The organism is Rhizobium terrae (assembly GCF_003425685.1).
Lineage (GTDB): Bacteria > Pseudomonadota > Alphaproteobacteria > Rhizobiales > Rhizobiaceae > Neorhizobium > Neorhizobium terrae.
In genome coordinates, this window is record NZ_QJKM01000015.1 from 74,625 (window position 1) to 98,591 (window position 23,967).

General features: G+C 61.5%; 25 protein-coding genes. 14 read left to right on the forward strand and 11 right to left on the reverse strand.

The window, feature by feature from the left end; genetic code table 11:
- Window positions 1–24: 24 nt before the first annotated feature.
- Entirely contained in the window at window positions 25–669 is a 645-nt protein-coding gene (gene ccmA / locus DMO26_RS25110; protein ID WP_117194949.1) for a heme ABC exporter ATP-binding protein CcmA, read from the reverse strand.
- Between the two features lie 271 nt (window positions 670–940).
- On the opposite strand from ccmA, the gene acnA reads away from it, so the two are divergent.
- The 4 genes from acnA (at window position 941) to DMO26_RS25130 (ending at window position 6,234) form a co-directional block, all read left to right on the forward strand.
- Window positions 941–3,634, forward strand: a complete 2,694-nt coding sequence (gene acnA, locus DMO26_RS25115) for an aconitate hydratase AcnA (RefSeq protein ID WP_117194951.1) — start codon at window positions 941–943, stop codon at window positions 3,632–3,634.
- A gap of 222 nt (window positions 3,635–3,856) precedes the next feature.
- Window positions 3,857–4,594: a sulfite exporter TauE/SafE family protein gene (locus tag DMO26_RS25120; protein ID WP_205421263.1), complete on the forward strand. Its 738-nt coding sequence runs from the start codon at window positions 3,857–3,859 to the stop codon at window positions 4,592–4,594.
- A gap of 206 nt (window positions 4,595–4,800) precedes the next feature.
- On the forward strand, window positions 4,801–5,550 hold the full coding sequence (locus DMO26_RS25125; RefSeq protein ID WP_117194953.1) for a DUF1223 domain-containing protein: 750 nt from the start codon (window positions 4,801–4,803) through the stop codon (window positions 5,548–5,550).
- Between the two features lie 294 nt (window positions 5,551–5,844).
- Window positions 5,845–6,234 (forward strand): DUF2794 domain-containing protein, encoded by a 390-nt coding sequence (locus tag DMO26_RS25130; RefSeq protein WP_117194954.1) that lies wholly within the window; start codon window positions 5,845–5,847, stop codon window positions 6,232–6,234.
- 15 nt (window positions 6,235–6,249) lie between these two features.
- On the opposite strand, the gene DMO26_RS25135 is transcribed toward DMO26_RS25130, so the two are convergent.
- The 4 genes from DMO26_RS25135 to DMO26_RS25150 all read right to left on the reverse strand — a co-directional run bounded on the left by DMO26_RS25135 (window position 6,250) and on the right by DMO26_RS25150 (window position 11,208).
- Window positions 6,250–6,807, reverse strand: a complete 558-nt coding sequence (locus DMO26_RS25135) for a GNAT family N-acetyltransferase (RefSeq protein WP_117194956.1) — start codon at window positions 6,805–6,807, stop codon at window positions 6,250–6,252.
- Between the two features lie 119 nt (window positions 6,808–6,926).
- Window positions 6,927–7,709 carry a Bax inhibitor-1/YccA family protein gene (locus tag DMO26_RS25140; protein ID WP_117194958.1) on the reverse strand — a complete coding sequence of 261 codons (783 nt, stop codon included), beginning with the start codon at window positions 7,707–7,709 and terminating at the stop codon, window positions 6,927–6,929.
- 233 nt (window positions 7,710–7,942) lie between these two features.
- Window positions 7,943–10,486 carry an ABC transporter permease gene (locus tag DMO26_RS25145; RefSeq protein WP_117194959.1) on the reverse strand — a complete coding sequence of 848 codons (2,544 nt, stop codon included), beginning with the start codon at window positions 10,484–10,486 and terminating at the stop codon, window positions 7,943–7,945.
- Window positions 10,483–11,208 (reverse strand): ABC transporter ATP-binding protein, encoded by a 726-nt coding sequence (locus tag DMO26_RS25150; protein WP_117194961.1) that lies wholly within the window; start codon window positions 11,206–11,208, stop codon window positions 10,483–10,485. The genes DMO26_RS25145 and DMO26_RS25150 overlap by 4 nt, the downstream gene beginning before the upstream one ends.
- 77 nt (window positions 11,209–11,285) lie before the next feature.
- Between DMO26_RS25150 and DMO26_RS25155 the strand changes: the two genes are divergently transcribed.
- The 4 genes from DMO26_RS25155 to DMO26_RS25170 all read left to right on the forward strand — a co-directional run bounded on the left by DMO26_RS25155 (window position 11,286) and on the right by DMO26_RS25170 (window position 13,369).
- Entirely contained in the window at window positions 11,286–11,936 is a 651-nt protein-coding gene (locus DMO26_RS25155) for an arylesterase (protein ID WP_117194962.1), read from the forward strand.
- A 66-nt stretch (window positions 11,937–12,002) separates the two neighbouring features.
- Window positions 12,003–12,593, forward strand: coding sequence for an RNA 2',3'-cyclic phosphodiesterase (gene thpR / locus DMO26_RS25160; protein ID WP_117194964.1), 591 nt, complete (start codon window positions 12,003–12,005; stop codon window positions 12,591–12,593).
- Window positions 12,594–12,609: 16 nt separating this feature from the next.
- Complete coding sequence (locus DMO26_RS25165; protein ID WP_117194965.1) at window positions 12,610–12,912, forward strand: 4a-hydroxytetrahydrobiopterin dehydratase; 303 nt, start codon at window positions 12,610–12,612, stop codon at window positions 12,910–12,912.
- A 58-nt stretch (window positions 12,913–12,970) separates the two neighbouring features.
- The gene (locus DMO26_RS25170) at window positions 12,971–13,369 is read left to right on the forward strand and encodes a YkvA family protein (RefSeq protein ID WP_117194967.1); all 399 of its coding nucleotides are present in this window, start codon (window positions 12,971–12,973) and stop codon (window positions 13,367–13,369) included.
- A 15-nt stretch (window positions 13,370–13,384) separates the two neighbouring features.
- Here DMO26_RS25170 and DMO26_RS25175 read toward each other — a convergent pair whose 3' ends face one another.
- On the reverse strand, window positions 13,385–13,945 hold the full coding sequence (locus tag DMO26_RS25175) for a sigma-70 family RNA polymerase sigma factor (RefSeq protein WP_117194968.1): 561 nt from the start codon (window positions 13,943–13,945) through the stop codon (window positions 13,385–13,387).
- 344 nt (window positions 13,946–14,289) lie between these two features.
- On the opposite strand from DMO26_RS25175, the gene DMO26_RS25180 reads away from it, so the two are divergent.
- The 4 genes from DMO26_RS25180 (at window position 14,290) to DMO26_RS25195 (ending at window position 18,032) form a co-directional block, all read left to right on the forward strand.
- A complete protein-coding gene (locus tag DMO26_RS25180; protein ID WP_117194970.1) occupies window positions 14,290–14,841 on the forward strand; it encodes an invasion associated locus B family protein in 552 nt (183 codons plus the stop codon).
- 291 nt (window positions 14,842–15,132) lie between these two features.
- Window positions 15,133–16,305 (forward strand): 23S rRNA (adenine(2503)-C(2))-methyltransferase RlmN, encoded by a 1,173-nt coding sequence (gene rlmN, locus DMO26_RS25185; RefSeq protein ID WP_117195141.1) that lies wholly within the window; start codon window positions 15,133–15,135, stop codon window positions 16,303–16,305.
- Window positions 16,306–16,407: 102 nt separating this feature from the next.
- Window positions 16,408–16,761: a YciI family protein gene (locus DMO26_RS25190; protein WP_117194972.1), complete on the forward strand. Its 354-nt coding sequence runs from the start codon at window positions 16,408–16,410 to the stop codon at window positions 16,759–16,761.
- The gene (locus DMO26_RS25195) at window positions 16,761–18,032 is read left to right on the forward strand and encodes an RNA polymerase sigma factor (RefSeq protein ID WP_117194974.1); all 1,272 of its coding nucleotides are present in this window, start codon (window positions 16,761–16,763) and stop codon (window positions 18,030–18,032) included. Before DMO26_RS25190 ends, DMO26_RS25195 begins: the two co-directional genes overlap by 1 nt.
- Here DMO26_RS25195 and DMO26_RS25200 read toward each other — a convergent pair.
- Window positions 18,016–18,657 (reverse strand): LysE family translocator, encoded by a 642-nt coding sequence (locus tag DMO26_RS25200; protein WP_117194975.1) that lies wholly within the window; start codon window positions 18,655–18,657, stop codon window positions 18,016–18,018. The two genes, DMO26_RS25195 and DMO26_RS25200, sit on opposite strands and share 17 nt — an antisense overlap.
- 72 nt (window positions 18,658–18,729) lie before the next feature.
- A complete protein-coding gene (locus tag DMO26_RS25205; RefSeq protein ID WP_117194977.1) occupies window positions 18,730–19,587 on the reverse strand; it encodes an SDR family NAD(P)-dependent oxidoreductase in 858 nt (285 codons plus the stop codon).
- A gap of 196 nt (window positions 19,588–19,783) precedes the next feature.
- Here DMO26_RS25205 and DMO26_RS25210 point away from each other — a divergent pair, with 196 nt between their 5' ends.
- Window positions 19,784–21,007 carry an argininosuccinate synthase gene (locus DMO26_RS25210; protein WP_117194979.1) on the forward strand — a complete coding sequence of 408 codons (1,224 nt, stop codon included), beginning with the start codon at window positions 19,784–19,786 and terminating at the stop codon, window positions 21,005–21,007.
- 66 nt (window positions 21,008–21,073) lie between these two features.
- On the opposite strand, the gene DMO26_RS25215 is transcribed toward DMO26_RS25210, so the two are convergent.
- On the reverse strand, window positions 21,074–22,270 hold the full coding sequence (locus tag DMO26_RS25215; protein ID WP_404947084.1) for a multidrug effflux MFS transporter: 1,197 nt from the start codon (window positions 22,268–22,270) through the stop codon (window positions 21,074–21,076).
- A gap of 1 nt (window position 22,271) precedes the next feature.
- The gene (locus tag DMO26_RS25220; RefSeq protein WP_117194981.1) at window positions 22,272–22,736 is read right to left on the reverse strand and encodes a MarR family winged helix-turn-helix transcriptional regulator; all 465 of its coding nucleotides are present in this window, start codon (window positions 22,734–22,736) and stop codon (window positions 22,272–22,274) included.
- Between the two features lie 153 nt (window positions 22,737–22,889).
- Between DMO26_RS25220 and DMO26_RS25225 the strand changes: the two genes are divergently transcribed.
- Window positions 22,890–23,531, forward strand: coding sequence for a LysE family translocator (locus DMO26_RS25225; protein ID WP_117195145.1), 642 nt, complete (start codon window positions 22,890–22,892; stop codon window positions 23,529–23,531).
- 12 nt (window positions 23,532–23,543) lie between these two features.
- On the opposite strand, the gene DMO26_RS25230 is transcribed toward DMO26_RS25225, so the two are convergent.
- Window positions 23,544–23,966 (reverse strand): hypothetical protein, encoded by a 423-nt coding sequence (locus DMO26_RS25230; protein ID WP_117194982.1) that lies wholly within the window; start codon window positions 23,964–23,966, stop codon window positions 23,544–23,546.
- Window position 23,967 lies beyond the last annotated feature (1 nt).

Consider the following 23,967-nt stretch of genomic DNA (forward strand, 5'->3'; position numbering starts at 1 on the left):
GGGGGGCAATGAGGGGCAGGACCATTACCACCTCTCCTCCGCAATACCCGCAAATCCCGTCATCCTCAGCTCCTTTGCGTTCTCCAGCCCGAGAGGCTGGTGGGTCGCGGCGAGCATGATACCGCCGTCAGCGAGATGCGTCTTGATCAATGTCGTGAACACGCCCTCCGCACTCACATCGAGTGCCGCGGTCGGTTCATCGAGAATCCAGACTGGGCGATGAGCCACAAGCAGTTTGGCGAAGGCCATGCGGCGCTGCTGGCCGGCGGAGAGATAACCGAAGGGCAGATGAGTGATGCCGCCAAGGCCAACGGCATCCGCGGCCTCGCCGATGGAGATGCCTCGGCCGCCCGCAAAATCGCCAAGGAAGTCCTTCCAGAAGGAGAGATTCTCCGCAACCGTCAGTTCCACCTTCATCGCATTACGGTGGCCGAGATAGTGGCAGGCCTCGGCGGCATGCATGCCCGATTCGGCGGTGTCCGAATGCCAGGTCACGCGCCCGGTCTCGGGACGCAACAGGCCGGCGACGACGCGGAGCAGGGTCGATTTTCCCGAACCGTTGCGGCCCGTCAGCACGAGCGCGCCGCCGGCTGAAAGATCGAAGGACACGTCCTGGAAAATAAGGTCTTCGCCCCGCCTCGCGCTCAAATTCTCGGCCGTCAGCCGCATCTCGGGAACCTTCGTTAAGATTTTAATCATCGCGATCCGAAAATTTATCCGGAATGCGCTTCGACCGTCTGGAACCCTTCTTAGAAATTATCTATAAGCACTGCAACCACGCCAGCGGCCGGCGTGATTTCCACCTAGCGCCGAACCTGAAGATCCCAAAATCTTCTCGTGCGGACAGCGGAAATGGTCGCACCCGCATCCTGATGTGCATGAAGTGCATAGGCGTCCGCACGCGCGTGTTGGCTCTTAAAATCAGCGGGGTTATCTTTCCGTGGCCAAATCTCTCGACAGCTTCAATTGTCGCTCCGTCCTTACCGTAGGCGGTAAGGACTATGTCTATTACAGCCTTCCGAAAGCCGAGCAGAATGGTCTGCCGGGCGTTTCGAAGCTGCCCTTCTCCATGAAGGTGCTGCTCGAAAACCTGTTGCGCTTCGAAGACGGCCAGTCCGTCACCAAGGAACAGATCCTTTCGGTCGCCGAATGGCTGAACAACAAGGGCCTGACCGAGGCTGAAATCGCCTATCGCCCGGCCCGCGTGCTGATGCAGGACTTCACCGGCGTTCCGGCAGTCGTCGACCTTGCGGCGATGCGCGACGGCATCAAGGCGCTCGGCGGCGATCCGGAAAAGATCAACCCGCTCGTTCCGGTCGACCTTGTCATCGACCATTCGGTCATCGTCGACGAATTCGGCACGCCGCAGGCGTTTGCCCGCAACGTCGAGCTCGAATACGAGCGCAACGGCGAGCGCTACCGCTTCCTCAAGTGGGGCCAGCAGGCATTCAAGAACTTCCGCGTGGTCCCGCCCGGCACCGGCATCTGCCACCAGGTCAACCTCGAATATCTCGGCCAGACCGTCTGGACGAACGAGGAAGACGGCGAAACCGTCGCCTATCCGGACACCTGCGTCGGCACCGACTCGCACACCACGATGATCAACGGCCTCGGCGTGCTCGGCTGGGGCGTCGGCGGCATCGAAGCCGAAGCCTCGATGCTCGGCCAGCCGGTCTCGATGCTTCTGCCGGAAGTCATCGGTTTCAAGCTGACCGGCAAGCTGAAGGAAGGCGTCACTGCGACCGACCTCGTGCTCACCGTCGTGCAGATGCTGCGCAAGAAGGGTGTCGTTTCCAAGTTCGTCGAATTCTTCGGTCCGGGCATGGACAACATGCCGCTCGCCGACCGTGCGACGATCGGCAACATGGGTCCGGAATACGGCGCGACCTGCGGTTTCTTCCCGGTCGACGGCGAAACCATCAGCTACCTCAACATGTCCGGCCGTACCAAGGAGCGCATCGCTCTTGTCGAGGCTTATTCCAAGGCTCAGGGCATGTGGCGTGACGGCGACGGTTCCGATATCGTCTTCACCGATACGCTGGAACTCGACCTCGGCGACGTCGTGCCGTCGATGGCCGGTCCGAAGCGTCCTGAAGGCCGTATTCCGCTCGAAAACATCGCCTCCGGTTTCGCCGGCTCGATGGACACCGACTATAAGAAGCCCGGCCAACTGAACAACCGCTACGCGGTGGAAGGCACCGACTTCGACCTCGGTCATGGCGACGTGGCGATTGCCGCCATCACGTCCTGCACCAACACGTCCAACCCGTCGGTTCTGATCGCTGCCGGCCTTCTCGCCCGCAACGCCGTTGCCAAGGGCCTGAAGTCCAAGCCGTGGGTCAAGACCTCGCTCGCACCGGGATCCCAGGTCGTCGGCGAATATCTTGCCAAGTCCGGCCTGCAGGCCGATCTGGACAAGCTCGGCTTCAACCTCGTCGGCTTCGGCTGCACGACCTGCATCGGCAACTCCGGCCCGCTGCCGGCGCCGATCTCCAAGACGATCAACGACAAGGGCCTCATCGTTTCGGGCGTGCTTTCGGGCAACCGCAACTTCGAAGGCCGTATCTCGCCGGACGTCCAGGCCAACTATCTCGCCTCGCCGCCGCTCGTCGTTGCCTATGCGCTGGCCGGCACGGTGCAGAAAGACCTGACCAAGGAACCGATCGGCGAAGACCAGAACGGCAAGCCGGTCTATCTGAAAGACATCTGGCCGACTTCGCACGAAGTGCAGGAATTCATCCAGAAATACGTCACCCGCGAGCTTTACGAAACCAAGTATGCGGACGTCTTCAAGGGCGATGCGAACTGGCAGGCGGTCAACGTTCCTCCGGGCGACACCTATGCATGGGACGACAAGTCGACCTATGTGCAGAACCCGCCCTACTTCGTCGGGATGGGCAAGACGGGCGCTGGCCTCAAGAACATCAAGGGCGCCCGCGTCCTCGGTCTCTTCGGCGACAAGATCACTACCGACCACATTTCCCCGGCCGGTTCGATCAAGGCGGCATCGCCGGCAGGTGCCTACCTCACGGAAAACGGCGTCGCCGTCGCGGACTTCAACCAGTATGGCACGCGCCGCGGCAACCATGAAGTGATGATGCGCGGCACGTTCGCCAACATCCGCATCCGCAACCACATGCTCGGCCCGAACGGCAAGGAAGGTGGCTACACCATCCACTATCCGTCGAAGGAAGAGATGTCGATCTACGACGCGGCCATGAAGTATAAGGAAGAGGGCACGCCGCTCGTCATCTTCGCCGGCGTCGAATACGGCAACGGCTCGTCGCGCGACTGGGCCGCCAAGGGTACCAACCTCTTGGGCGTCAAGGCCGTCATCGCGCAGTCCTTCGAACGCATCCACCGCTCGAACCTGGTCGGCATGGGCGTCGTGCCCTTCGTCTTCGAAGAAGGCACGACCTGGGCCAGCCTCGGCCTCAAGGGTGACGAAGTCGTCGAGATCGACGGTCTCGAAGGCGATATCAAGCCGCGTGAGTGGAAAATCGCCAAGATCACCTACGGCGACGGTACCGTGAAGGAAATCAATATCCTTTGCCGCATCGATACGCTCGACGAGGTGATCTACATGAATAACGGCGGCATTCTTCAGACCGTTCTTCGCGATCTGGCTGCTTAAAATCTTTATCGCTCGCCGGCTGCTTGGCCGGCGGTTGATGTCAAAGCGTTTGGAATGCCCCTCACCCTAACCCTCTCCCCGCATGCGGGGAGAGGGGACGTGTCCTCCCGCTGTCATTGCATTTTGACGGACCGGTGCGGCATATTCCTTCTCCCCGTTTACGGGGAGAAGGTGGCGGCAGCCGGATGAGGGGCATCTTCACCATATCCAAGGCTACCTCCCTTGACCGTCGTCATCTTCATCGGAATGGCCGTCACCGTTTTCCTGACATCCCTGCTGTCAGGGATTTTCGGGATGGCGGGCGGGCTGATCCTGCTCTGGGTCCTGCTTTTCCTCTATCCTGTCGGCACGGCGATCGCCTTCCACGGCATCATCCAGATGGTGTCGAACGGCTCGCGCGCGTGGTTTTCCCGGGCCTATATCGACTACCGCATCCTCGGCATCCTCTGCCTCGGCGTCGCCGCTTCGGCCGCCATTCTCTTCTCGTTCAACTACACGCCCAACCTCATCGTCGTGCTGATCGGCGTGGGGCTGATGCCGGTCCTCGTCTGGCTGCCGGTCAAGCGGCTTCAGCTCGATGCGTCACGGCCGCTGCATGCCTTCGTCTGCGGCCTGTGTTCCGGTGCGCTGACGATCAGCGTCGGGGTTGCGGGGCCGACGGTCGATATCTTCTTCATCCGCACCCAGATGGACCGGCGCAAGATCATCGCCACCAAGGCGTCGATCCAGACGCTTTCGCATGTGACGAAGATCGTCTTCTACTGGAATGCCGCAGCGGATTTTCCGCTTCTAGACTGGGTCTCGATCCTGGTTGCGGCGCCGATCGCCATCCTCGGGGCACATGTCGGCAACGGCATCCTGCAGAAGATGACCGACGCCAACTTCCGCTCCTGGACCCGCTGGGTGGTGACGGCCGTCGGTGCCGTCTATTTCACGCAAGGGCTCATGAAACTGATTTGACTGCGGGTCATTTTTTCGGAAAATTTGCGGCCCTCGATCGCGTTGGAGAGCCGATCAAATATCCGGTCCTCACCCCTTCGTGACTTTCTCTTGAAGGGGTCGGACGGTTACTTTCCGGCATCCTGTGCGTTGGCCCATGTCGATCCCTCTTGATCGCCGTGCGCAATCGTGGATAACAGTCGTCCTGATAAAAAGGTCAGCCACCCATGCCGTTCCGTTTCCGCTCCGTGATCGTTCTTGCGGGCCTGCTTTTTGCGGGCGCGGTGTCGGCGGGCGAGGTGAGGGCGCCGAAAGGCGTCATCGAGCTTTTCACCTCGCAGGGCTGCTCCTCCTGCCCGCCGGCCGATGCTGCGCTGGGTGAGCTTGTGGCCCAGGGAGATATGGTCGTCCTCTCCTACCACGTCGACTACTGGAACTATCTCGGCTGGACGGATACGCTGAGTTCCAAGGAAAACACCGAGCGCCAATACGGCTATGCCAAGACGATGGGGCGCAGCGGCGTCTATACGCCGCAGGCGATCATCAACGGGCGCGAGCACGTGAAGGGCACCGATCTCGCCATCATCAACGGCAAGGTCAAGATGCTCGGCGAGAATGGCCAGGGTCTCAACGTTCCCGTGACGGCCGCGATGCGGGGCGACGAGATCGAAATCGAGATCGGCGAGGGCAAGGGCCAGGCCGATGTCGTCGTCGCCTATTTCACCAAGCGGCAGCAGGTGGACGTCACCAAGGGCGAGAACAGCGGCAAGAACATGGAATACTGGCACGCCGTCTACGACGTGCAGTCGGTCGGCACGTGGAACGGCCAGAGCATGAAGCTCACCCTGCCCGGCAAACTGATGGGCAAGTCAAAGAAGGATGGCTGCGCCATCCTGCTGCAAACTTCGGGAAGTGGCGGTGAACCGGCGGCGATCCTCGGCGCCACGATCTTGATGGCCGGCCGCAAGAAATACTGACCACGCCCGGCTCGGGCCGCCGGAATTCAAGATCCTGCGAGGTCTGTTGGCGGCCCGATCCAGGAACATTGGGGGGCTGGGGGTAAGGGTCAATGTACCGGACCGGGCCATATGGCGCTGAAAAACTGCGCCAACCAACGGGAGGCAATCTCGCCTCGAAATCGGGCACTGTTTTGTTCGAAATGGGGCAAGAATAAAAAGATCCGTGCATTGGGGCAAAGATTGCCGGGGTTGCATTTTGCCGGCTCTCGGGCACACTGTCACAGGACTGACATCGATGATTTGGGAGCCTTGATGACCGATCAGCCGGAATTGCCGGGGGGCGAACGGCCCCAGGACGCAGCCGTCGTCGTCAATCTCAGCGAATACCGGCAGAACCGCGATCCGGCGCCCGTGACCTTTCACCGGCGTGAACTCGACGCTATTTTAAGAATCTACGGCCGGATGGTCGGCGAAGGGGAATGGAAGGATTACTCGATCGACCATCTGAAGGACCGGGCAGTCTTCTGCGTCTTCAAACGATCGGGCGAGATGCCGCTTTTCCGTATCGAGAAGAACCCAAAGCTTGCCGGCAAGCAGGGCGCCTACTCGGTGATCAATACCCATGGCACGATCCTCAAGCGCGGCCATGAACTCCCGCAGGTGCTGAAGGTTTTCGACAAGGTGCTGAAGCTGATCGACTGAGCGTCGCCCGGCCCTCTACTCGGCAAAGAGGGAACCGGGGTAGGCAGCCATGTCCGGGACGGTCGTCGCGCCCTCGCCGAGCACAATCTGCATCAGCACGGTATCCTGCCACTTTCCATGCTTGAAGCCCGTGCCCTTCAGGGTGCCGGTCAGTTCGAAGCCGAGGCCGCGATGCAGCGCCACGGAGGCGGGGCTGGCGCCGCCGATCACCGCAATCATCTGACGGAAGCCGAGCGCCTCGCAACGGGCGAGCAGTTCCTTCAGGAGGGCTTTGCCGACGCCGCGGCCGCGAGCTTCCGGCGACAGATAAATCGAATCCTCGACCAGCCAGCGATAGGCCGGACGGGTCCGGAAGGCCGAGGCATAGGCGTAACCCAGCAGCACGCCGTCCCCGGCTTCCGCAATGATATAAGGATAGCCCTTCCCCCTTATGGCCTCGAACCGGCTCATCATCTCGGTCTGGTCCGGCGGGATGATCTCGTAGCTCGCTGTGCCGTTCAGCACGCTGTCGCGGTAGATCTCGGTGATGTCGGGCAGGTCGGCAGGCGTGGCATCGCGGAGGCGGAAGGTCATGGCGTCGGTTTATGGCAGGCGGATCAGGAAACGGATATGCAAAGCCTAGGCCGAAGGGTCGGATCGGACAACAAAAAAAGGCGGCCTGAGCCGCCTTTTCCATAACCATTCTTCCGGCCTTAGTCGTTCCGGTTGCCCAGGAACTGCAGGAGGAAGGTGAAGAGGTTGATGAAGTCGAGGTAGAGGGTGAGGGCACCCATGATGGCCTTGCGGCCGGCAACCACGACGTCGTCACCGTCAAAGTACATTTCCTTGATCTTCTGCGTGTCGTAGGCGGTGAGGCCTGCGAAGATCAGCACGCCGATCACGGAGATCGCCCAACCGAGCGCCGAAGACGCCAGGAAGATGTTGACGATCGAAGCGATGATCAGGCCGAAGAGACCCATGATCAGGAACGAGCCCATGCCGGACAGGTCCTTCTTCGTCGTATAGCCGTAGAGCGACAGGGCGCCGAACGAAGCCGCGGTGATGAAGAAGGTCTGTACGATGCTTTCTGCCGTGTAGACGATGAAGATCGAAGACAGCGACAGACCCATCAGGGCGGCATAGCCCCAGAAGGTGGCCTGTGCGGCGCCGACGCTCATCTTATGGACGCGGAAGCTCAGGAAGAACACCACTGCCAGCGGAGCCAGCATGACGACCCAACGAAGCGGCGAGCCGTAGATTGCGGCGCCGAGAGCGGTCAGCAGGATGCCGTTCGGAAGCTGGGCGACTGCGGCAGCGGTATCGGTCGTCGTCGCCAGAGCAGAAATACCGTAAGCAGCGACGCCGGTAATGCCCAGGCCGACGGCCATCAGGTTGTAGACCTTGAGCATATAGGACCGGAGGCCCTGATCGATCATCGCATCCGACTGAGCGCGGGTCTGCGCCATTCGGTTCTGGTAGTTGTTGAAATCAGCCATTGTTTCCTCTTTAAGCCCCGGAATTAGTCACGGTGTCGGGCCCCCTTTGTTCAGACCCAGGCGCCGCTGCGGAGCTCCAGCAAGCCTGCCGTCAAATATGATGCGAGATTGCTTCACATACAAGAGGTGCAAAGACCGAAAACGCAAACCAAGACGGCAATTTAGCAACCTATGGGACGTTCCGGCGGGATTTTGATCCGAGAGTTGGCCGAAAACATATCCTTGAGGTTGAATCACAGTTCGCGGAGCACAGGTGCGGCTTTCTGGCCGAGGATGCGCCAGGTGCCCGCGAGGCCGATGCCGACGGTCAGAACCAGCGACACGAAGAGGGTCAGGACGGCAACATCGGGCAAGAAGACCGAGGGCAGCCGCATGATCCGGCTCACCACGAACCAGGCCGAAACGCCGCCGGCGAAGAGCGCGAAGACCGCCGTGGCGGCGCCGAGGATCATGTATTCGTAGGAGAAGGCGCGTATCAGCATGCTTCGCGTGCCGCCGAGCGTCTTCAGAATGACCGCATCATGGGTGCGGGCGCGATTTCCGGCTGCAAGGGCGCCGGCCAGAACCAGCACGGACGCGACGAGCGCCACGGCCGCCGCAGCGCGGATCGCGGTCGCAAGCTGGCCGACGAGCTGGTCGATGATGCTGATCGCGTCCTTCACCCGCACGCTGGTGATGGTCGGATAGGCATTCGTCACGGCGTGCAAGATGGAAGCCTCCTGCTTGGCGGTGGCGGAGGGGTCGCTGAGCGTCGCAAGCCAGGCATGCGGTGCGCCCCGGAAGGTGTTCGGCGAAAAAACCATCACGAAGTTGATCGACAGCGATTCCCATTCGACTTTGCGGAAGTTGGCGATGCGGGCGGTGATATTGCGGCCGAGCACGTTGACGGTGACGGTGTCGCCAAGCTTCAGGCCGAGTTCTCCGGCCTCTTCGGCCGAAAAGGATACGAGCGGTTCGCCGGAATGATCGGCCGGCCACCAGGCGCCCGCCGTGAGCGCGGAATTGTCGGGCAGTTTGTCCTCGTAGGTGATGCCCCGGTCGCCGCGCAATACCCAGCGGCCGGCGGGTGGCACGTTCATCTGCGTCACGTCCTGGCCGTTAAAGGCCAGGATCCTGCCGCGCAGCATCGGAACTTGGGTGACGGCGCCCTGCGGCGCCTGCCGTTTCAGGATATCGAGGAAACCCTCCCGCTCGGAACCCTGGATATCGACGAAGAAGAAGTTCGGCGCCTGCCGTGCGATCTGGCCGTTCAGCTGATTGCGCATGTTGCCGTCGATCAGCGCGAGCGTCACCAGCAGCGCCAGGCCGAGCCCGAGCGAGAGAACGACGGACGGGGTCAGCGCGCCGGGCCGATGGATATTGCCGATCGCCAGCCTCAGCGCCGGCGAATTCACCCGCGGGCTTCGCCTGGCAAGCGCGGCGATCATCGCAGCGACGAGACGGAGCAGGATGAAGGCGCCCGCAACGGCGGCCAGGAAGACCGAAGCGATGAAACGATCCTCCGCGGAGGTGATTGCGAGGGCCGCAAGCGCTGCAAGCGCCAGTCCCGCCGCCAGCAGATAGGGCCAGGAGGGCCAGCGGGTGTTGTCGAAACTCTGCTCGCGGAAAAGCGCCGTCGCCGGCACCTCGCGGGCATGGCCGAGCGGCAGGATCGCGAAGGCGAAGGTGATCAGCAGACCAAAGAGCGCGGCCAGCGCCAGCGCCGACGGGTAAAAGGTGATTTCCTTCGGAACCGGCAGGACGCCTTCAAGGAATTGCAGCGCGACGAAGGGGGATACCGCGCCGATGACGAGCCCGATGACGATGCCGATGGCCGCGAGCGACAGGATCTGGATCAGATAGATGAGCGTCACGACGGAGGCGGGTGCTCCGAGGCATTTGAACGTCGCGATCGTGGTGCGCTTGGCATCGAGGAAGGCACGCACCGCATTCGCCACTCCGACCCCGCCGACAATGAGCGCGGTCAGGCCGACCAGCGTCAGGAATTGCGAAAAGCGGTCCACATTCTCGGTGAGCGAAGGCGCGGCGCGGTCACTGGCACGGATCGACCAGCCGGCGCTCGGAAACTCGCGATTGGCGCGGGCCCCGATGGTCGAGCGGATCGAGGGATCTGCGAGCTTTATCTTGTAGGCGTGTTCGACCAGGCTGCCGGTGGTGATAAGACCGGAGGCGATCAGCGCCTCGCGGCTGATGAGCAGACGCGGTGCAAAGCCGAAACCTTCGGAGAGCGCATCCGGTTCGGTGGTGATCGTGCCGCGCAGGGTAAGTTTTGCATTGCCCAGCAGGATCTGGTCACCGTCCTTGACGCCAAGACGTTCCAGCAACAGGGGTGCTGCAAGCGCGCCGAATGTCTCGCCGTTGCGGGCGAGCATATCCGGCAGCGGTCCGGCTGGCTCCGAGCCGAAACTGCCGTAGAGCGGATAGGCATTGTCCACCGCCTTCACTTCCACCAGAGCCTGTTCCGAACCATCCGGCTTGCGGGCCATGGAACGCAGGCCCGTCGAGACGGAAACCTCCCCCAGGCTGTCGAGGAAGGCGCGCTCCTGCTGGCTGGCCTCGCGATTGTTGAGCTCGAAGCGGACGTCGCCTGCGAGGATTTCCCGGCCCTGGGTGGCAATCGCGCCGGTGATCGCCCGCGACACGGAGTTCACGGCGGCGATAGCCCCGGTGCCGAGCGCAATGCAGGCGAGAAAGATATAGAAGCCGGCCAATCCGCCGCGCATTTCACGCAGCGCGAGGCGGAAGGAAACGGAAAAGCGCGACGACGCCAGCCTCATGCGGAGACCGCCTGGACAGAGAGTGTATCATGGATGCCGGAAGTGGCGCTGTCGCCGACGATTTCGCCGGAGCGCACCCTGATCTGCCGCGAGCAGCGGGCGGCGAGCGCATTGTCGTGAGTGACGAGCAGCATGGTCATGCCGCGCTCCGCCTGCTTGGAAAAGAGCAGGTCCGCGATCTGCCGGCCGGTCTCGGTGTCGAGATTGCCGGTGGGTTCGTCGGCGATCAGCACGGACGGTGAAGGCGCGAGCGCGCGGGCGATCGCGACGCGCTGCTGCTCGCCGCCCGAAAGCTGACCAGGATAGTGGCTCAGCCGCTCGCCGAGGCCGACGGCCGCGAGCTCCCGCCTGGCGATATCGAAGGGATTCTTCACATTGGCAAGTTCGAGCGGCACCGCGACGTTTTCCAGCGCCGTCATGTTGGCGATCAGATGGAAGGACTGGAAGACGATGCCGATGTTGCGGCCACGGAAATCCGCCAGCGCATCTTCGGAAAGCGCATGAAGGGGTGCGCCGTTGATGACGATCTCGCCCCGGTCGAGCCGTTCGAGCCCGGCCAGCACCATCAGCAGGGTCGACTTGCCGGAGCCCGAAGGCCCGACGATGCCGACCGCTTCACCGCCCCTGATTTCGAGGTCGATTTCCTTCAGCACATGGACGGAGGCGGCCGCGCTGCCGAGGGTCAGATCGGCCTTCTTCAGCGTGATGATGGTTTCAGTCAAAACGATCGATCCTATATTGGGCGCAAACCTGAATGCTGATACCGCATTGCGGCAGCGCTCAATCTAGGAGACGGATCGTGAGTTTTAAAGCAAGCCTGCTTCACTTCATCGTCATGTCGGCGCTGAGCTTCATCGCCTTGCCGGCAGCCGCCCAAGACAAGCCGATCCAGATCGTCGGTTTCGGGGACAGCCTGATGGCCGGTTACCAGCTTGCTCCGTCGGAATCCTATACGGCACAGCTAGAGAAGGCGCTGAAGGCGAAGGGGCACAATGTCGTCGTCACCAATGCGGGCGTTTCCGGCGATACAACTTCGGGCGGGCTCTCGCGCCTCGACTGGTCGGTGCCCGACGGCACGAATGGCGTGATCCTCGAACTCGGCGCCAACGATGCGCTGCGCGGCATTTCGCCGGAACAATCCGAAAAGAACCTCGACGCGATGCTTGCACGGCTCAAGGAGCGGAAGGTCCCGGTTATGCTCGTCGGCATCATGGCGCCGCCGAACATGGGTGCGGACTATGCCGAGCGCTTCAATCCGATCTACAAGCGGCTCGCCGAAAAATACGGCGTGCCGCTCTATCCGTTTTTCCTCGACGGCGTCGTCACCGTGGCCGGAACGCAACTCGATGACGGCATGCATCCGAACGCGAAGGGCGTCGGCATCATGGTGGAGAAATCACTCCAGCCTGTCGAAAGCTTCCTGGGGGAGATTAAGCATACGGGAAAATAACAGCTTGCGCGGAACTTCGTTGCATGATTCGCTGTTAGCACGTGCAATAGATTCGAGGAGGTCCCCATGCCGAGACTTTTCACCGCCCTCGAAGTTCCGCGCAATGTGGCCATGAGCCTCTCTCTCCTGCGCGGCGGGCTCCCTGGAGCCCGTTGGATCGATGTCGAAAACTATCACATCACCCTGCGCTTCATCGGCGATGTGGACGGCCGCACCGCCGACGAAATCGTTGACCGGCTGGACCGGATCGACAGGCCCGAATTCCAGGCGACGCTGACCGGCATCGGTTCGTTCGGGTCGAAGAAACCCCATTCGGTCTTCGCCGGAGTGGCGCCTTCCCCCGAAATGTATGCGCTGCAGGCTGAGATCGAGCGCATCTGCCAACGTATCGGCCTGCCGCCCGACCCGCGCAAGTTCACGCCGCACGTGACGCTCGCAAGGCTGAAGAGCTGCCGCCTCGACGATGTGGTGCATTACCTTTCCGGTCGCGGCAACTTCTACACGGCGCCCTTCACGGTGTCCCGTTTCGTGCTGCTTTCCTCCAAGGAATCGGTCGGCGGCGGACCCTACCTGACAGAAGAGATCTTCCCGCTGCGGGAAGTGGGTTACGGTCATTCACATGCCGCCGATCTGGAGCCGGTGAAGAGCTTCCTCTGATCAAGGAACTTCGACGATGGACTACGAAAAGCTGGATGCGGCAGCGGCCGAGCGGGAGCTCGCCTCTCTCGACGGCTGGGAGCTGAAACCGGAAGGCGATGCCATCTTCAAGAGTTTCAAATTCAAGACCTTCATCGAGGCTTTCGGCTTCATGACGGAATGTGCGATGAGGGCGGAGAAGCTCAACCATCATCCGGAATGGTTCAACAGTTATTCCCGCGTCGACGTGCTGCTTACCACCCATGCCGCCAAAGGCCTGACGCAGCACGATTTCAAGCTCGCACGGGCGATGGACAAAGCCTATCTGCGCCGCAATTGAACTCCACCCTTCGCGAAACCATATCTGGCATGCACGCGTTTGAGCGAACGGAGCGACCATGGACGACGTGAAGATCGGCGAAATCCTGCTGCCGGGTGATGACGATACGCAAGGCCGGCAGGAGCGGCAGGTGCGCGCCAGGTTCTGGCCGACGCTGAAGCGTGCCGTCAGGCAAATCCCTTTCAGCCGCGACCTGGTCGCTGCCTATTATTGCGCGGTGGATCCGAGGACGCCGACGCGTGTTCGCGGCGTGCTGCTGGCGGCGCTTGCCTATTTCGTCCTGCCGATCGATTTCGTACCGGATTTTTTCGCTCTGGTCGGTTTTTCCGACGATATCGCCGTGCTTGCAGCGGCCTTCCGGATGATCCAGGGGCACATCGCCGACCGGCACTATGAAGCAGCCGACCTGGCGCTTGCTGACAATCCCGATATGGCTGCCGGCGCGAGCAGCAGGTAGCCATTTTCGATCCTCTCAGGAGGAAGGCTCCCCCAGTGCCTTTCGAAGGCGCTCGAAGGCGAGCCGGATGCGCGATTTCACGGTGCCGAGCGGTAGTCCGGTGGAGGAGGCGATCTGCGAATGGGACTGGCCGAGGAAGAAAGCCGCCCGCACGAGCTCCAGCTGCTCTTCGGGGATTTCGGAAAGCGCCGCGCGCACGCGAGCGGCCTGCTCTTCCTTTTCGAAGGCGACGTCCACGCCCGGGACCTCGTTCAGGAAGTAGAGAGGTTCGTAGGCCTCGGTCCGGCGATGTTTGGCGCGGCGCTCCGCATCGATGCGGCGGTTGCGGGCGATCCGGAACAGCCAGGTGGAAAGCGAGGACTGCCGCGAGTCATAGAGATGGGCGCGGTGCCACAGAACGGTCATCACGTCCTGCACCAGTTCTTCCGCTTCGTCCGATTTCATCCCCCGTTTAACGAGCCAGGATTTCAGACGCGGCGCGAAATGATCAAACAGCTCGGTAAAAGCTGCTTGATCGCGCTCATCGGCCACTGCCTTTACCAAGCTGGCGAAGTGGTCTTTTTCGTCTGGGTCCATCTACGCTACGCAAACTTTCCGATGGGATTCGCGTCTATTCGACCATTCTAATGTCATTGGAAGAGTTAGGAAAAGAACAAACTCTTGCCCCATTCCTTGTGTCACTGATTAACGAAACGCATGAAATTCCCTGCCGCACGAGAGGTTTGAGCCCATAGCGAGGAGTTGTAATCTTCACGCCTGGATCGAGACAGGTGGGACATTCATCAAATCGAAACGGTTCGTTGACGCTTTCGTAACCAGGATTAAGTCAAAATGAACCGAATCAGGATCATGCCTGGCAAGGCTTGCCCGTCCGGGCCCCCAACTGGGCCATTGAGATAGAACAGAACCGGCAGGAGACCATGTCTGTAAGAATTATCGCCACCGCATTGGCAATCACGCTCGCAAGCGCAGGTCTGGCATCCGCTCAAGCGCCGAAGAATACCGCGCCCGCCAAGCCGCAGCAGGCAGCCGCACCTGCTCCGACCCGCATCCAGCAGTTCAAGGCATGGGGTGCCTATTCCTACAAGTCGGGCGCCAGCACCGTCTGCTACGTGCTTTCCGTGCCGACGACGAAGGAGCCGGCAAGCGTCGATCACGGCGATATCTTCTTCATCGTTTCGCAGCGCCCGGGCCAGAACATTTCCTACGAGCCGCAGGCTATGGTCGGCTATGCGCTGCAGGCGAATTCCAAGGTCACCGTGACGATCGACAACAAGAACTTCACGATGTTCACCAAGGACAAGGCTGCCTGGGTGGAGAACGCTGCGGAAGAGCCGGCTCTCGTTGCAGCGATGAAGACCGGCCATAACATGAGCGTCAGCGCCGTCTCCGGCCGCGGCACCAAGACGTCCTACGCCTATTCCCTGCAAGGCATTTCGGCTGCGCTGAAGCAGATCGAATCCTGCAAATAAGCTAGATTTTGCCAAATGATCCCAAAAGGCCGGTCGGGGACCGGCCTTTTGCATTCGATCGATTTTCAAGCGGATAGTGACGCGCCGGCATTTTGATGATAAATGCCGGCTCAACAGTGGTCCGACGCTTGAACTGCCTTCCGGGCCAATCCAGATTTCACATAAAGACATGCCTTTTCCTCTCGCTTCGAAGCGCGGGAAATGGCCATGCATTGATGGGACAAAAGAATGTCGGTTTCCGAGGCCGTACTGGCCCCCTTGAAGACGCCGCTCGTGCCGCGTCCGGACCTGATGTCGGGCAAGCCCTCGCTGATCGGCCTGACGCGCGAGATGATGGCTGATGCGCTGAAGGAAAAGGGCGTCCCGGAAAAGCAGGTGCGCATGCGCGTCAGCCAGCTCTGGCACTGGCTCTATATCCGCGGCGTCTCCGATTTCGATGCCATGACCAACGTGGCGAAGGACATGCGCGAGATGCTGAAGACGCATTTCACCATCGCGCGCCCGGAAATCGTCGAGGAACAGGTTTCCAACGATGGCACGCGCAAATGGCTCCTGCGTTTTCCGCCGCGCGGGGCCGGCCGGCCCGTCGAGGTCGAGACGGTCTACATTCCCGAAGAAGGCCGAGGCACGCTGTGCATTTCGAGCCAGGTCGGTTGTTCGCTCACTTGTTCCTTCTGCCACACCGGTACGCAACGGCTTGTGCGCAACCTGACGGCGGAGGAAATTCTGTCGCAGCTCCTGCTTGCGCGCGACCGGCTGGGCGATTTTCCAGGCACCGACACGCCGCCCGGCGCCTTCGTGCCGACCGGCGAGCGCAAGGTCACCAATATCGTCATGATGGGCATGGGCGAACCGCTCTACAATTTCGAGAGCGTCAAGACGGCGCTTCTGATCGCGACAGACGGCGATGGACTGTCGCTCTCGAAGCGTCGCGTCACGCTGTCGACCTCCGGCGTTGTCCCGGAAATCTACCGGACTGGCGAGGAGATCGGCGTCATGCTGGCGATTTCGCTGCATGCGGTGCGCGATGAACTGCGTGACATGCTGGTGCCGATCAACAAGAAATATCCGCTGAAGGAACTGCTCGAAGCCTGCCGCAAGTATCCGAGCCTGTCGAATGCCCGCCGCATCACCTTCGAATACGTGATGCTGAAGGATGTCAACGATAGCCTGGAGGATGCCAAGCTGCTGGTCCAGCTTTTGAAGGGCATCCCGGCGAAGATCAACCTGATCCCGTTCAATCCCTGGCCGGGCACCAACTATCAGTGTTCCGACTGGGCGCAGATCGAGAAGTTTGCCGATTTCATCAATCAGGCGGGGTATGCCTCGCCGATCCGCACCCCGCGCGGCCGCGACATCCTCGCCGCCTGCGGCCAGCTGAAATCGGAATCGGAACGGATGCGCAAGACCGAGCGTCTGGCTTTCGAAGCGATGATGATCGCCGGCCACGGCGAGGACGATTGAGGGCCTCCAAAAAATAATTCCCGGGCCATGTCGATCCGCTTGCATCCCGTTCGTTATCGGTCACCATCGCAATGAGGCGATGGCTGAACCGAGGAGACGAACATGAAATATATGGCGCTGATCTATGTGAACCCGAATACGTTGACGCCGCCGGATTCGCCGGAATTCGGCAAGATGATGGGCGGTTACCAGGCTGCCAACGAAACCTACAAGAGGGACGGTGTCTGGGTTGCCGGCGATGCGTTGCAGCCTTCGGCCACCGCCACCACCGTGCGGGTGCGCAACGGCAAGACCGAAACCATGGATGGTCCCTTCGCCGAAACCAAGGAACAGCTTGGCGGCTACTATATTTTCGACTGCGCCAATCTCGATGAAGCGATCAGGTATGCATCGATGATCCCGCATGCCGCCACGGGCTGCGTCGAAGTGCGGCCGATCATGGTCTTCGACCGCTGATGGGCGAGAGCCCGGCGGCGGCTCCGGTTGCCGAGGCGATCGACAGGATCGCCCGGCAAGACGGCGGTCGCCTTCTTTCCAGTCTCGTCGGTTCACTCCGGGATTTCCAGCTCGCCGAAGACAGTCTTCAGGATGCGCTGGAATCGGCGCTGATCCACTGGAACCGCAACGGCCTGCCGGCCGCGCCGAATGCCTGGCTGATGCAGGTCGCCCGCCGCAAGGCGATCGACCGGCTGCGGCGCTCGGCCAATTTCCAGGCCAAATCGGCCGAAATCGCGCATCTCATCGACATGGAGAATGGATCTGCCACGGTCGACGAACCTGACCCGATCGGCGATGAGCGGCTCAAGCTGATCTTCGCCTGCTGTCATCCGGCTCTCGACCGCAAGACCTGCGTGGCGCTGACGCTGCGTTCCGTCTGCGGCTTGAAGACCGAAGACATCGCGGATGCCTATCTCGACGGGCATGAGGCCATGGCCCAGCGGTTGGTGCGCGCACGGCACAAGATTGTCAAGGCCGGCATTGCCTATGAGGTCCCGGGGCCTGACGGCTGGGCGGCACGGCTCGAAAGCGTGCTTGCCGTCGTCTATCTCATCTTCAACGAAGGTTATGCCTCGGGAAGCGCTCTCCATATCCGCGCCGATCTCTGCGAGGAGGCGATCCGGCTCGGGCGGCTGTTGACCGGGCTTCGTCCCGGCGAGCCCGAGATCGAGGGCTTGCTGGCGCTGATGCTGCTGCATCACGCCCGCCGTGCCGCCCGGCTCGGCGCGGCGGGCGAAATCCTGACGCTCGAAGCGCAGGATCGCAGGCTTTGGGATCGAACCGAAATTTCCGAAGGTGTAGCGCTCATCGAACAGGCGCTGGGTCGCCGCCGGCCCGGAGCCTACCAGCTACAGGCGGCGATCATTGCCGTACATGCGGAGGCGGCGAGTTTCGCCGAGACCGACTGGCAGCAGATCGCCTGGCTTTATGCGGAGCTTTCCCACATGGCCGACAATCCCGTCTACGAACTCAATCGCATCGTTGCAGTGTCCTATGTGGATGGTCCGGCCGCAGCGCTTGCCTGTCTCAAGCCCATTGCGCTTGCCTTGGTGCAATACCAGCCGTTTTATGCCGTACAGGCCGATCTCCTTGCCCGCGATGGGCAGATCGATCAGGCAGGGGTCGCCTATGCGCGAGCGATCGAGCTTTCCCAGTCCGAGGCGGAAAAGCGATTTTTATCGCAGCGACTGGAAGCGCTTGGCCGCCGTTCCGCTATCGCGCCTGCGTGAAGAAGATCTTTGCCGCGAAGATCGAGAAGACGCCCGCGAACGTATAATCGATGCCGCGCAGTACCTTGGGGTTCGTCTGCAGCCATCCGGAAAGCCAGTCGGCTGCCAGCACGACGATCAGGTTCACGGGCATGCCGATGACGATGAAATAAAAGCCGAGGAAGATCAGCTTGCCGGTGACGTGCGGATCGCCGGCCGTGACGAACTGCGGCAGGAAGGTCATGAAGAAGATAATGACCTTGGGGTTGAGAATATTGACCCAGAAGCCCGTCGAGATATTGGCGAGCGGGCTGCTCGCAGTCTTTTCCACTTGCTCCACCGAAAAATTCGAACCGAAGCGGATTGCCTGAATTGCAAGCCATAAAAGATAGGCAGCACCCCCCGTCTTCAGGATGAAGAAGGCGGTCGGCGAGGCTGTGATCAGTGCCGAGATTCCGAAGGCGACGAGCAGGGTGTGGCAGACCACGCCGAGGCTGGTGCCGAGCACCACGAACAGCGCCGGGCGCCGTCCCTGACCGAGCGCGCGGCTGATCGACAGCGTCATGTCCGGCCCCGGCGTCAGCGCCAGAAGCAGGCCGGCGGCGGTGAAGGCAAGCAGGGTGGCAAGGCTCGGCAGGAATTCCATGATGCCCTCGAATAGCCGGATAAGGGATTTACCCCATTTATCCGGCTTTCGAAGCCGTGCCAAATCAAACTATCAACGTCCGTCGATGAATTCCTTTGATGCATCGGCAAAATCTGGATGCCAGCGCGACAGCGGCGGGCGGTTCTCGATGATGTCGCCGACCGCCCATGCCATGCGGCGCTCGTCGGTTGCCCGGTCGACGTCGTTATCGGGGCAGAGGATGTAGAAGTCGCCGTGCTCGATGCTGGTGAGCATGAACTCGACCGTCTGTTCCGGCGTCCAGGCGCCGGCCGGCTTTTGGATGCGGTCACCCTTGGTCAGGCTGGTAAACACGAAGCCGGGGATGAGCAGATGCGCTGAGACCTGGCAGTTCGGCGTGTTGCGCAACTCGTGCTGCAGCGCCTCCGTGAACGCCTTCACGCCGGCCTTGGCGACGTTGTAGGCGGGATTGCCGGGCGGCGTGGTGATGCCCTGCTTGGAGCCCGTATTGATGATCAGCGACGGTTCGCCATGGGCGATCATGGCGGGTCCGAACGTCCGCGTGCCGTTGATGACGCCCAGGAGATTGACGGCGAAGACGCTGTCCCAGTTGACCTGTGGCCCGAATATCGAGCTTCCCGGGCTGATCCCGGCATTGTTCATCAGCACATGCACTCGGCCGAAACGCTGGATGACGGCGCGTTCCAGCGCCTCGATCTCGTCAGGCTTCGACACATCGGTGCCGATGGCCGCGACATCGGCCTCCCCGTCCTCGGCGAGGGCCGCGACCTCGCGGCATGCTTCGGCGAGCCGTTCGCCTTCCAGATCGGCGAGGACGACCAAAAGGCCCATGCGGGCGAATTCCTTGGCCGCTGCAAGACCGATGCCCGACGCGGCTCCGGTAATCACTGCGACATTGTCCTTCTTCAGAGCGGGATGAGTGATGGTCATGGCAGATCTCCTCTAGGGCGCTGCTGTTCAAAGGTCCGGCGGGATATGGAACTCGTAACCAAGCGTGTCAACGTGACATGGCAGTTACAGGTTGCCGGGTTTTTCTTGCACGCCCCAAGAAACTCGCTAAAAGTGCCGCAATTCCCGACAGAGCGGTTTCTTGATCGCTTCCACCCGCAGACGGACGTAAATCGACATGGCACTCCCGAAAGACGTAAAGAAGGTCGTTCTCGCCTATTCCGGCGGTCTCGACACCTCGATCATCCTGAAATGGCTGCAGACTGAGCTCGGCGCCGAGGTGGTGACCTTCACCGCCGATCTCGGCCAGGGCGAGGAACTGGAGCCGGCCCGCAAGAAGGCAGAGATGCTCGGCATCAAGGAGATCTATATCGAGGACGTCCGCGAGGAATTCGTGCGCGATTTCGTCTTCCCGATGTTCCGTGCCAATGCCGTTTATGAAGGCGTCTATCTGCTCGGCACCTCGATCGCCCGTCCGCTCATTTCCAAGCACCTGATCGAGATCGCCAAAAAGACCGGTGCCGATGCCATCGCCCATGGTGCCACCGGCAAGGGCAACGACCAGGTGCGTTTCGAGCTTTCGGCCTATGCGCTGAACCCGGACATCAAGGTCATCGCGCCCTGGCGCGACTGGGCCTTCAAGAGCCGCACCGACCTTCTGAACTTCGCCGAGCAGAACCAGATCCCGGTCGCCAAGGACAAGATGGGCGAGGCGCCGTTCTCCGTCGACGCCAACCTGCTGCACTCCTCTTCGGAGGGCAAGGTTCTGGAAGACCCGGCCCAGGAAGCGCCGGAATACGTGCACATGCGCACCATTTCCCCGGAAGCGGCACCGGACAAGGCGACCGTCATCAAGGTCGGCTTCAAGAAGGGTGACGCGGTCTCGATCAACGGCGTCGCCATGTCGGCGGCAACCCTGCTCGCCACGCTCAACAATTACGGCCGCGACAACGGCATCGGTCGCCTCGATCTTGTCGAGAACCGCTATGTCGGCATGAAGTCGCGCGGTGTCTACGAGACTCCCGGCGGCACGATCCTGCTTGCCGCCCACCGCGCGATCGAGAGCATCACGCTCGACCGGGGTGCGGCTCACCTCAAGGACGACCTGATGCCGCGTTACGCGGAGCTCATCTATTACGGCTTCTGGTTCTCGCCGGAGCGCGAAATGCTGCAGGCGCTGATCGATAAGAGCCAGGAGCATGTGGAAGGCGAAGTGACGCTGAAGCTCTACAAGGGCAACGTCATGGTCATCGGCCGCGAGAGCGAGAAGTCGCTCTATTCCGACAAGCTGGTCACCTTCGAGGACGACCAGGGCGCCTACGACCAGAAAGACGCAGCCGGCTTCATCAAGCTCAACGCGCTGCGCCTGCGCACGCTCGCCAAGCGCAATCTGGCGAAATAACTTGGCAGGGCGCCATCATCGAGGAAGCCCGCTTTCCTCCTGGAGGCGGGCTTTTTCGTGCCTGGATCAAACCTTTCGGCTGGCGGCTCGATAGCCGATGTAGCCGATCACCGCCGTGACGTGCATGGCGGGGATGATGATGCCGAAAGCCGGCAGGGGCGAGCCGATCGAGGCGGCGGCAACACCGCCGAGGAAGCCCGCGCCCATCTGCAGGAAGCCCATCATGGCGGAAGCGGAGCCGGCAATGTGCGGGAAGGGCATGAGACCGGCCGCCGTCATGTAGGGCGAAATGAAGGCGATGCCGAAGGCGCAAAGTGCGACCGGCCCCATGATCGACAGGAAAGTCGGGGGCAGGAAATGCACCGAGAGCGCCATGATGATCGCTCCGCTGCCACTGAAGATCAGTCCGACCATCGGTGCGCGTTCGGTAGGCAGCCATCTGGAGGCGATCCGCAGGCAAACCGAGCCCAGCAGAAAGAAGCCGGACTGCATCAGCATGCCCATGCCGAACTCGGTCGGCGTGAGCCCGACCTTCTCGATCATGATAAAGGGCAGAACCGCCGCCTGCGCGTACATCGAGCCGACGGAGCCCGCCAGCACCAGCGCGGCAAACAGGAAGCGCGGCAGGCTGATGATTTCGGCATAGGCCTGGACGAGGCGGAGCGGCTTCAACCGGCTCCGATCCGGAACCGTCGTCTCTGTCATGCAGACCGTCGACAGGAAAACCAGCAGCGCGCCGAAACCGACCATCAGCATGAAGACCGATCTCCAGCCGAACACGGCTAAGGCGAGGCCGCCGACCGTCGGGCCGAGTGACGGACCGATCGCCAGGATGATGCCCATCGTGTTGATGATCCGGGCTGCATCCCCGCCGTTGAACTGATCGCGAACGATGGCACGCGACACGGTGATGCCGACGGATGCGCCGATACCCTGGACAAGACGGCCGGCAAGCACCCATTCCACCGTCGGTGCGAAGGTGGAGAGCAGCGAACCGGCAAGGTAGATCGCCAGAAAGCTGAGTGAGGCGGATTTTCGACCGAATGCATCGGATACCGGCCCGGCGACGAGCTGCGCCAAGGCAAAACCGGCGAAATAGAGGGAAAGCGACATCTTGATCGCCGCCTCCGTCGTTTCGAAGGCGCGTACCAGTTCCGGCATGGCCGGCGTGTAGATCGCCATGGAAAGCGGCCCGATCGCCGTCAGCAGGGCGCCGATGATCGTCGTGCGGCGCTCGCTCATGCGCGCGGGGATGGGGGGCATGTTATCGGCTTTCATCGGATCCCGTCTGCGGTGCCTGGATAGGGTTGAGGGCCTGGAGGTTCACATTGAAACTCGCCAGAGCTTCCCGCAGAATGCGATTGTTGTCCTCGCCGAGGCCTTCCGTCGCCTGGGCGATGATGACGCCGAGCTCGGTGCGAAGCGCACCGATCATTTCCTCGGATGCCTGGGTCAGGTTGATGCGCTTGGCGCGCCGGTCGGCGGAGCATTGCTGCCTTTCGATCAGCCCCAGGGCCTGGAGCTTGTCCAAGTAGGCGCAGAGCGTCATCGGCTCGACGCCCATGCGGGCGGCGATGTCGAGCTGGCGGCTGCCGTCGACGGCCGCGATATTCAGGAGGGCGCGTGCTTCGCCGGGCGTCAGCCCGAGGCCCGCCTGCGCGATACGGCGCTCGAAGGCGGCCCGAAGCAGCCGGGCGCTATCGACGATCAGTAAGCCCAATGTGTCCATGAACCCAGCCCGCCCCCTTCACGATGTCGGAGGATTTCATAAGGCACCCTTACTATCTTTCGGGTGTGACGCAAATGGAAAACAGGGAAGCGCTTGCATTGACAGCGGGAAAACGGGACGCAAGATTGTCGCACCCATTTGAAGGAATCCATTATGTCTTCCTCATTGCTTGCCGGTGCCTTTCTTGCGGCGCTTGCCTATACGCTCATTCCCGGTCCAGCATTTCTGGCATTGCTCGGCATCGGGGCGGGTCAGGGCCGGCAGGCCGGTGCGTTCTTCATGGGAGGGCATCTGGCCGGCGATATTCTCTGGTCGGGGCTCGCGCTGGTCGCCATCATCGGCGCGAAGACAATCGGCACGACGGTCTTCGACGTTCTCGGGGTGATCTGCGGCCTTTATCTCGGTTGGATCGGCTGGAGCGCATTGAGGGCGAAGCCGAAGGAGGAGGGCGGGGCGCTGATGACGGTCGAAAGGCCGCTTCGCCGCGGCCTCATCTTCGGGCTCACCAATCCAAAGGGCTATCCGGTGGCGCTCGCAACCTTCACCGCGCTGCTGGCCAGTTCTTCCGATGCCCTGGATTTCAGCGAACTGCCGATGCTGCTCGGCGTATCGTTCATCGGCTTCCTGACCGCCGACGTCGTGCTTATCGCGATTATCGGCGCAGGCGTCGTGCGGCGCTTCTACCGCAGGCACGAAAGGGTGATCGTGCGGCTTTCGGGGCTTCTTTTCATGGGATTTGCAGTACAGGCGCTCTGGCATTCGGCGCCGAACCTCTTCGGATACCGCCGCGCCTGAGCGGAGCCGACCTCAGATTTCGAGGAAGGTCATGACCGAGCGCAGGACGTCGGCACGGGACGTATCCCCGAGCGACATGGCTATTTCGAGTTGATTGCGGTAATAGTCGTGGAAATTGAAGCCGGTTTCGTCGGTCACCTGCGACAGATCGATCAGCTGTCCCTGCGCGTCAACCGCGTGGGTCGGCAGTTCTTCGGAAAGCGTGATGTAGGTTTCCTGGTCGATCTTGCCAGCCTGATAGTTTTCAAGAGCGATGGCGCGCAGATCCCGCGGCGTAATCGCCGAAAAATTGACCGACGATTCTTCCGTTTCGGGCACCTGAAAGGTGAACTGGCCGTGCCGAGCGTCCTGCTGGGGATGTTTCTCGATCTTGCTATTTCGAGAGTTTTCCCGCTGCAGGAGATTGGTAGACCAGCGCAAGGAACTGATTTCCATG

Excerpts from the sequence above, each read along its gene's own strand:
- ccmA (WP_117194949.1), bottom strand. The coding sequence starts at position 669 with ATGCGGCTGACGGCCGAGAATTTGAGCGCGAGGCGGGGCGAAGACCTT.
- DMO26_RS25125 (WP_117194953.1), top strand. The coding sequence starts at position 4,801 with ATGCCGTTCCGTTTCCGCTCCGTGATCGTTCTTGCGGGCCTGCTTTTT.
- DMO26_RS25130 (WP_117194954.1), top strand. The coding sequence starts at position 5,845 with ATGACCGATCAGCCGGAATTGCCGGGGGGCGAACGGCCCCAGGACGCA.
- DMO26_RS25135 (WP_117194956.1), bottom strand. The coding sequence starts at position 6,807 with ATGACCTTCCGCCTCCGCGATGCCACGCCTGCCGACCTGCCCGACATC.
- DMO26_RS25140 (WP_117194958.1), bottom strand. The coding sequence starts at position 7,709 with ATGGCTGATTTCAACAACTACCAGAACCGAATGGCGCAGACCCGCGCT.
- DMO26_RS25145 (WP_117194959.1), bottom strand. The coding sequence starts at position 10,486 with ATGAGGCTGGCGTCGTCGCGCTTTTCCGTTTCCTTCCGCCTCGCGCTG.
- thpR (WP_117194964.1), top strand. The coding sequence starts at position 12,003 with ATGCCGAGACTTTTCACCGCCCTCGAAGTTCCGCGCAATGTGGCCATG.
- DMO26_RS25165 (WP_117194965.1), top strand. The coding sequence starts at position 12,610 with ATGGACTACGAAAAGCTGGATGCGGCAGCGGCCGAGCGGGAGCTCGCC.
- DMO26_RS25170 (WP_117194967.1), top strand. The coding sequence starts at position 12,971 with ATGGACGACGTGAAGATCGGCGAAATCCTGCTGCCGGGTGATGACGAT.
- DMO26_RS25175 (WP_117194968.1), bottom strand. The coding sequence starts at position 13,945 with ATGGACCCAGACGAAAAAGACCACTTCGCCAGCTTGGTAAAGGCAGTG.
- DMO26_RS25180 (WP_117194970.1), top strand. The coding sequence starts at position 14,290 with ATGTCTGTAAGAATTATCGCCACCGCATTGGCAATCACGCTCGCAAGC.
- rlmN (WP_117195141.1), top strand. The coding sequence starts at position 15,133 with ATGTCGGGCAAGCCCTCGCTGATCGGCCTGACGCGCGAGATGATGGCT.
- DMO26_RS25190 (WP_117194972.1), top strand. The coding sequence starts at position 16,408 with ATGAAATATATGGCGCTGATCTATGTGAACCCGAATACGTTGACGCCG.
- DMO26_RS25195 (WP_117194974.1), top strand. The coding sequence starts at position 16,761 with ATGGGCGAGAGCCCGGCGGCGGCTCCGGTTGCCGAGGCGATCGACAGG.
- DMO26_RS25200 (WP_117194975.1), bottom strand. The coding sequence starts at position 18,657 with ATGGAATTCCTGCCGAGCCTTGCCACCCTGCTTGCCTTCACCGCCGCC.
- DMO26_RS25205 (WP_117194977.1), bottom strand. The coding sequence starts at position 19,587 with ATGACCATCACTCATCCCGCTCTGAAGAAGGACAATGTCGCAGTGATT.
- DMO26_RS25210 (WP_117194979.1), top strand. The coding sequence starts at position 19,784 with ATGGCACTCCCGAAAGACGTAAAGAAGGTCGTTCTCGCCTATTCCGGC.
- DMO26_RS25215 (WP_404947084.1), bottom strand. The coding sequence starts at position 22,270 with ATGCCCCCCATCCCCGCGCGCATGAGCGAGCGCCGCACGACGATCATC.
- DMO26_RS25220 (WP_117194981.1), bottom strand. The coding sequence starts at position 22,736 with ATGGACACATTGGGCTTACTGATCGTCGATAGCGCCCGGCTGCTTCGG.
- DMO26_RS25225 (WP_117195145.1), top strand. The coding sequence starts at position 22,890 with ATGTCTTCCTCATTGCTTGCCGGTGCCTTTCTTGCGGCGCTTGCCTAT.
- DMO26_RS25230 (WP_117194982.1), bottom strand. The coding sequence starts at position 23,966 with ATGGAAATCAGTTCCTTGCGCTGGTCTACCAATCTCCTGCAGCGGGAA.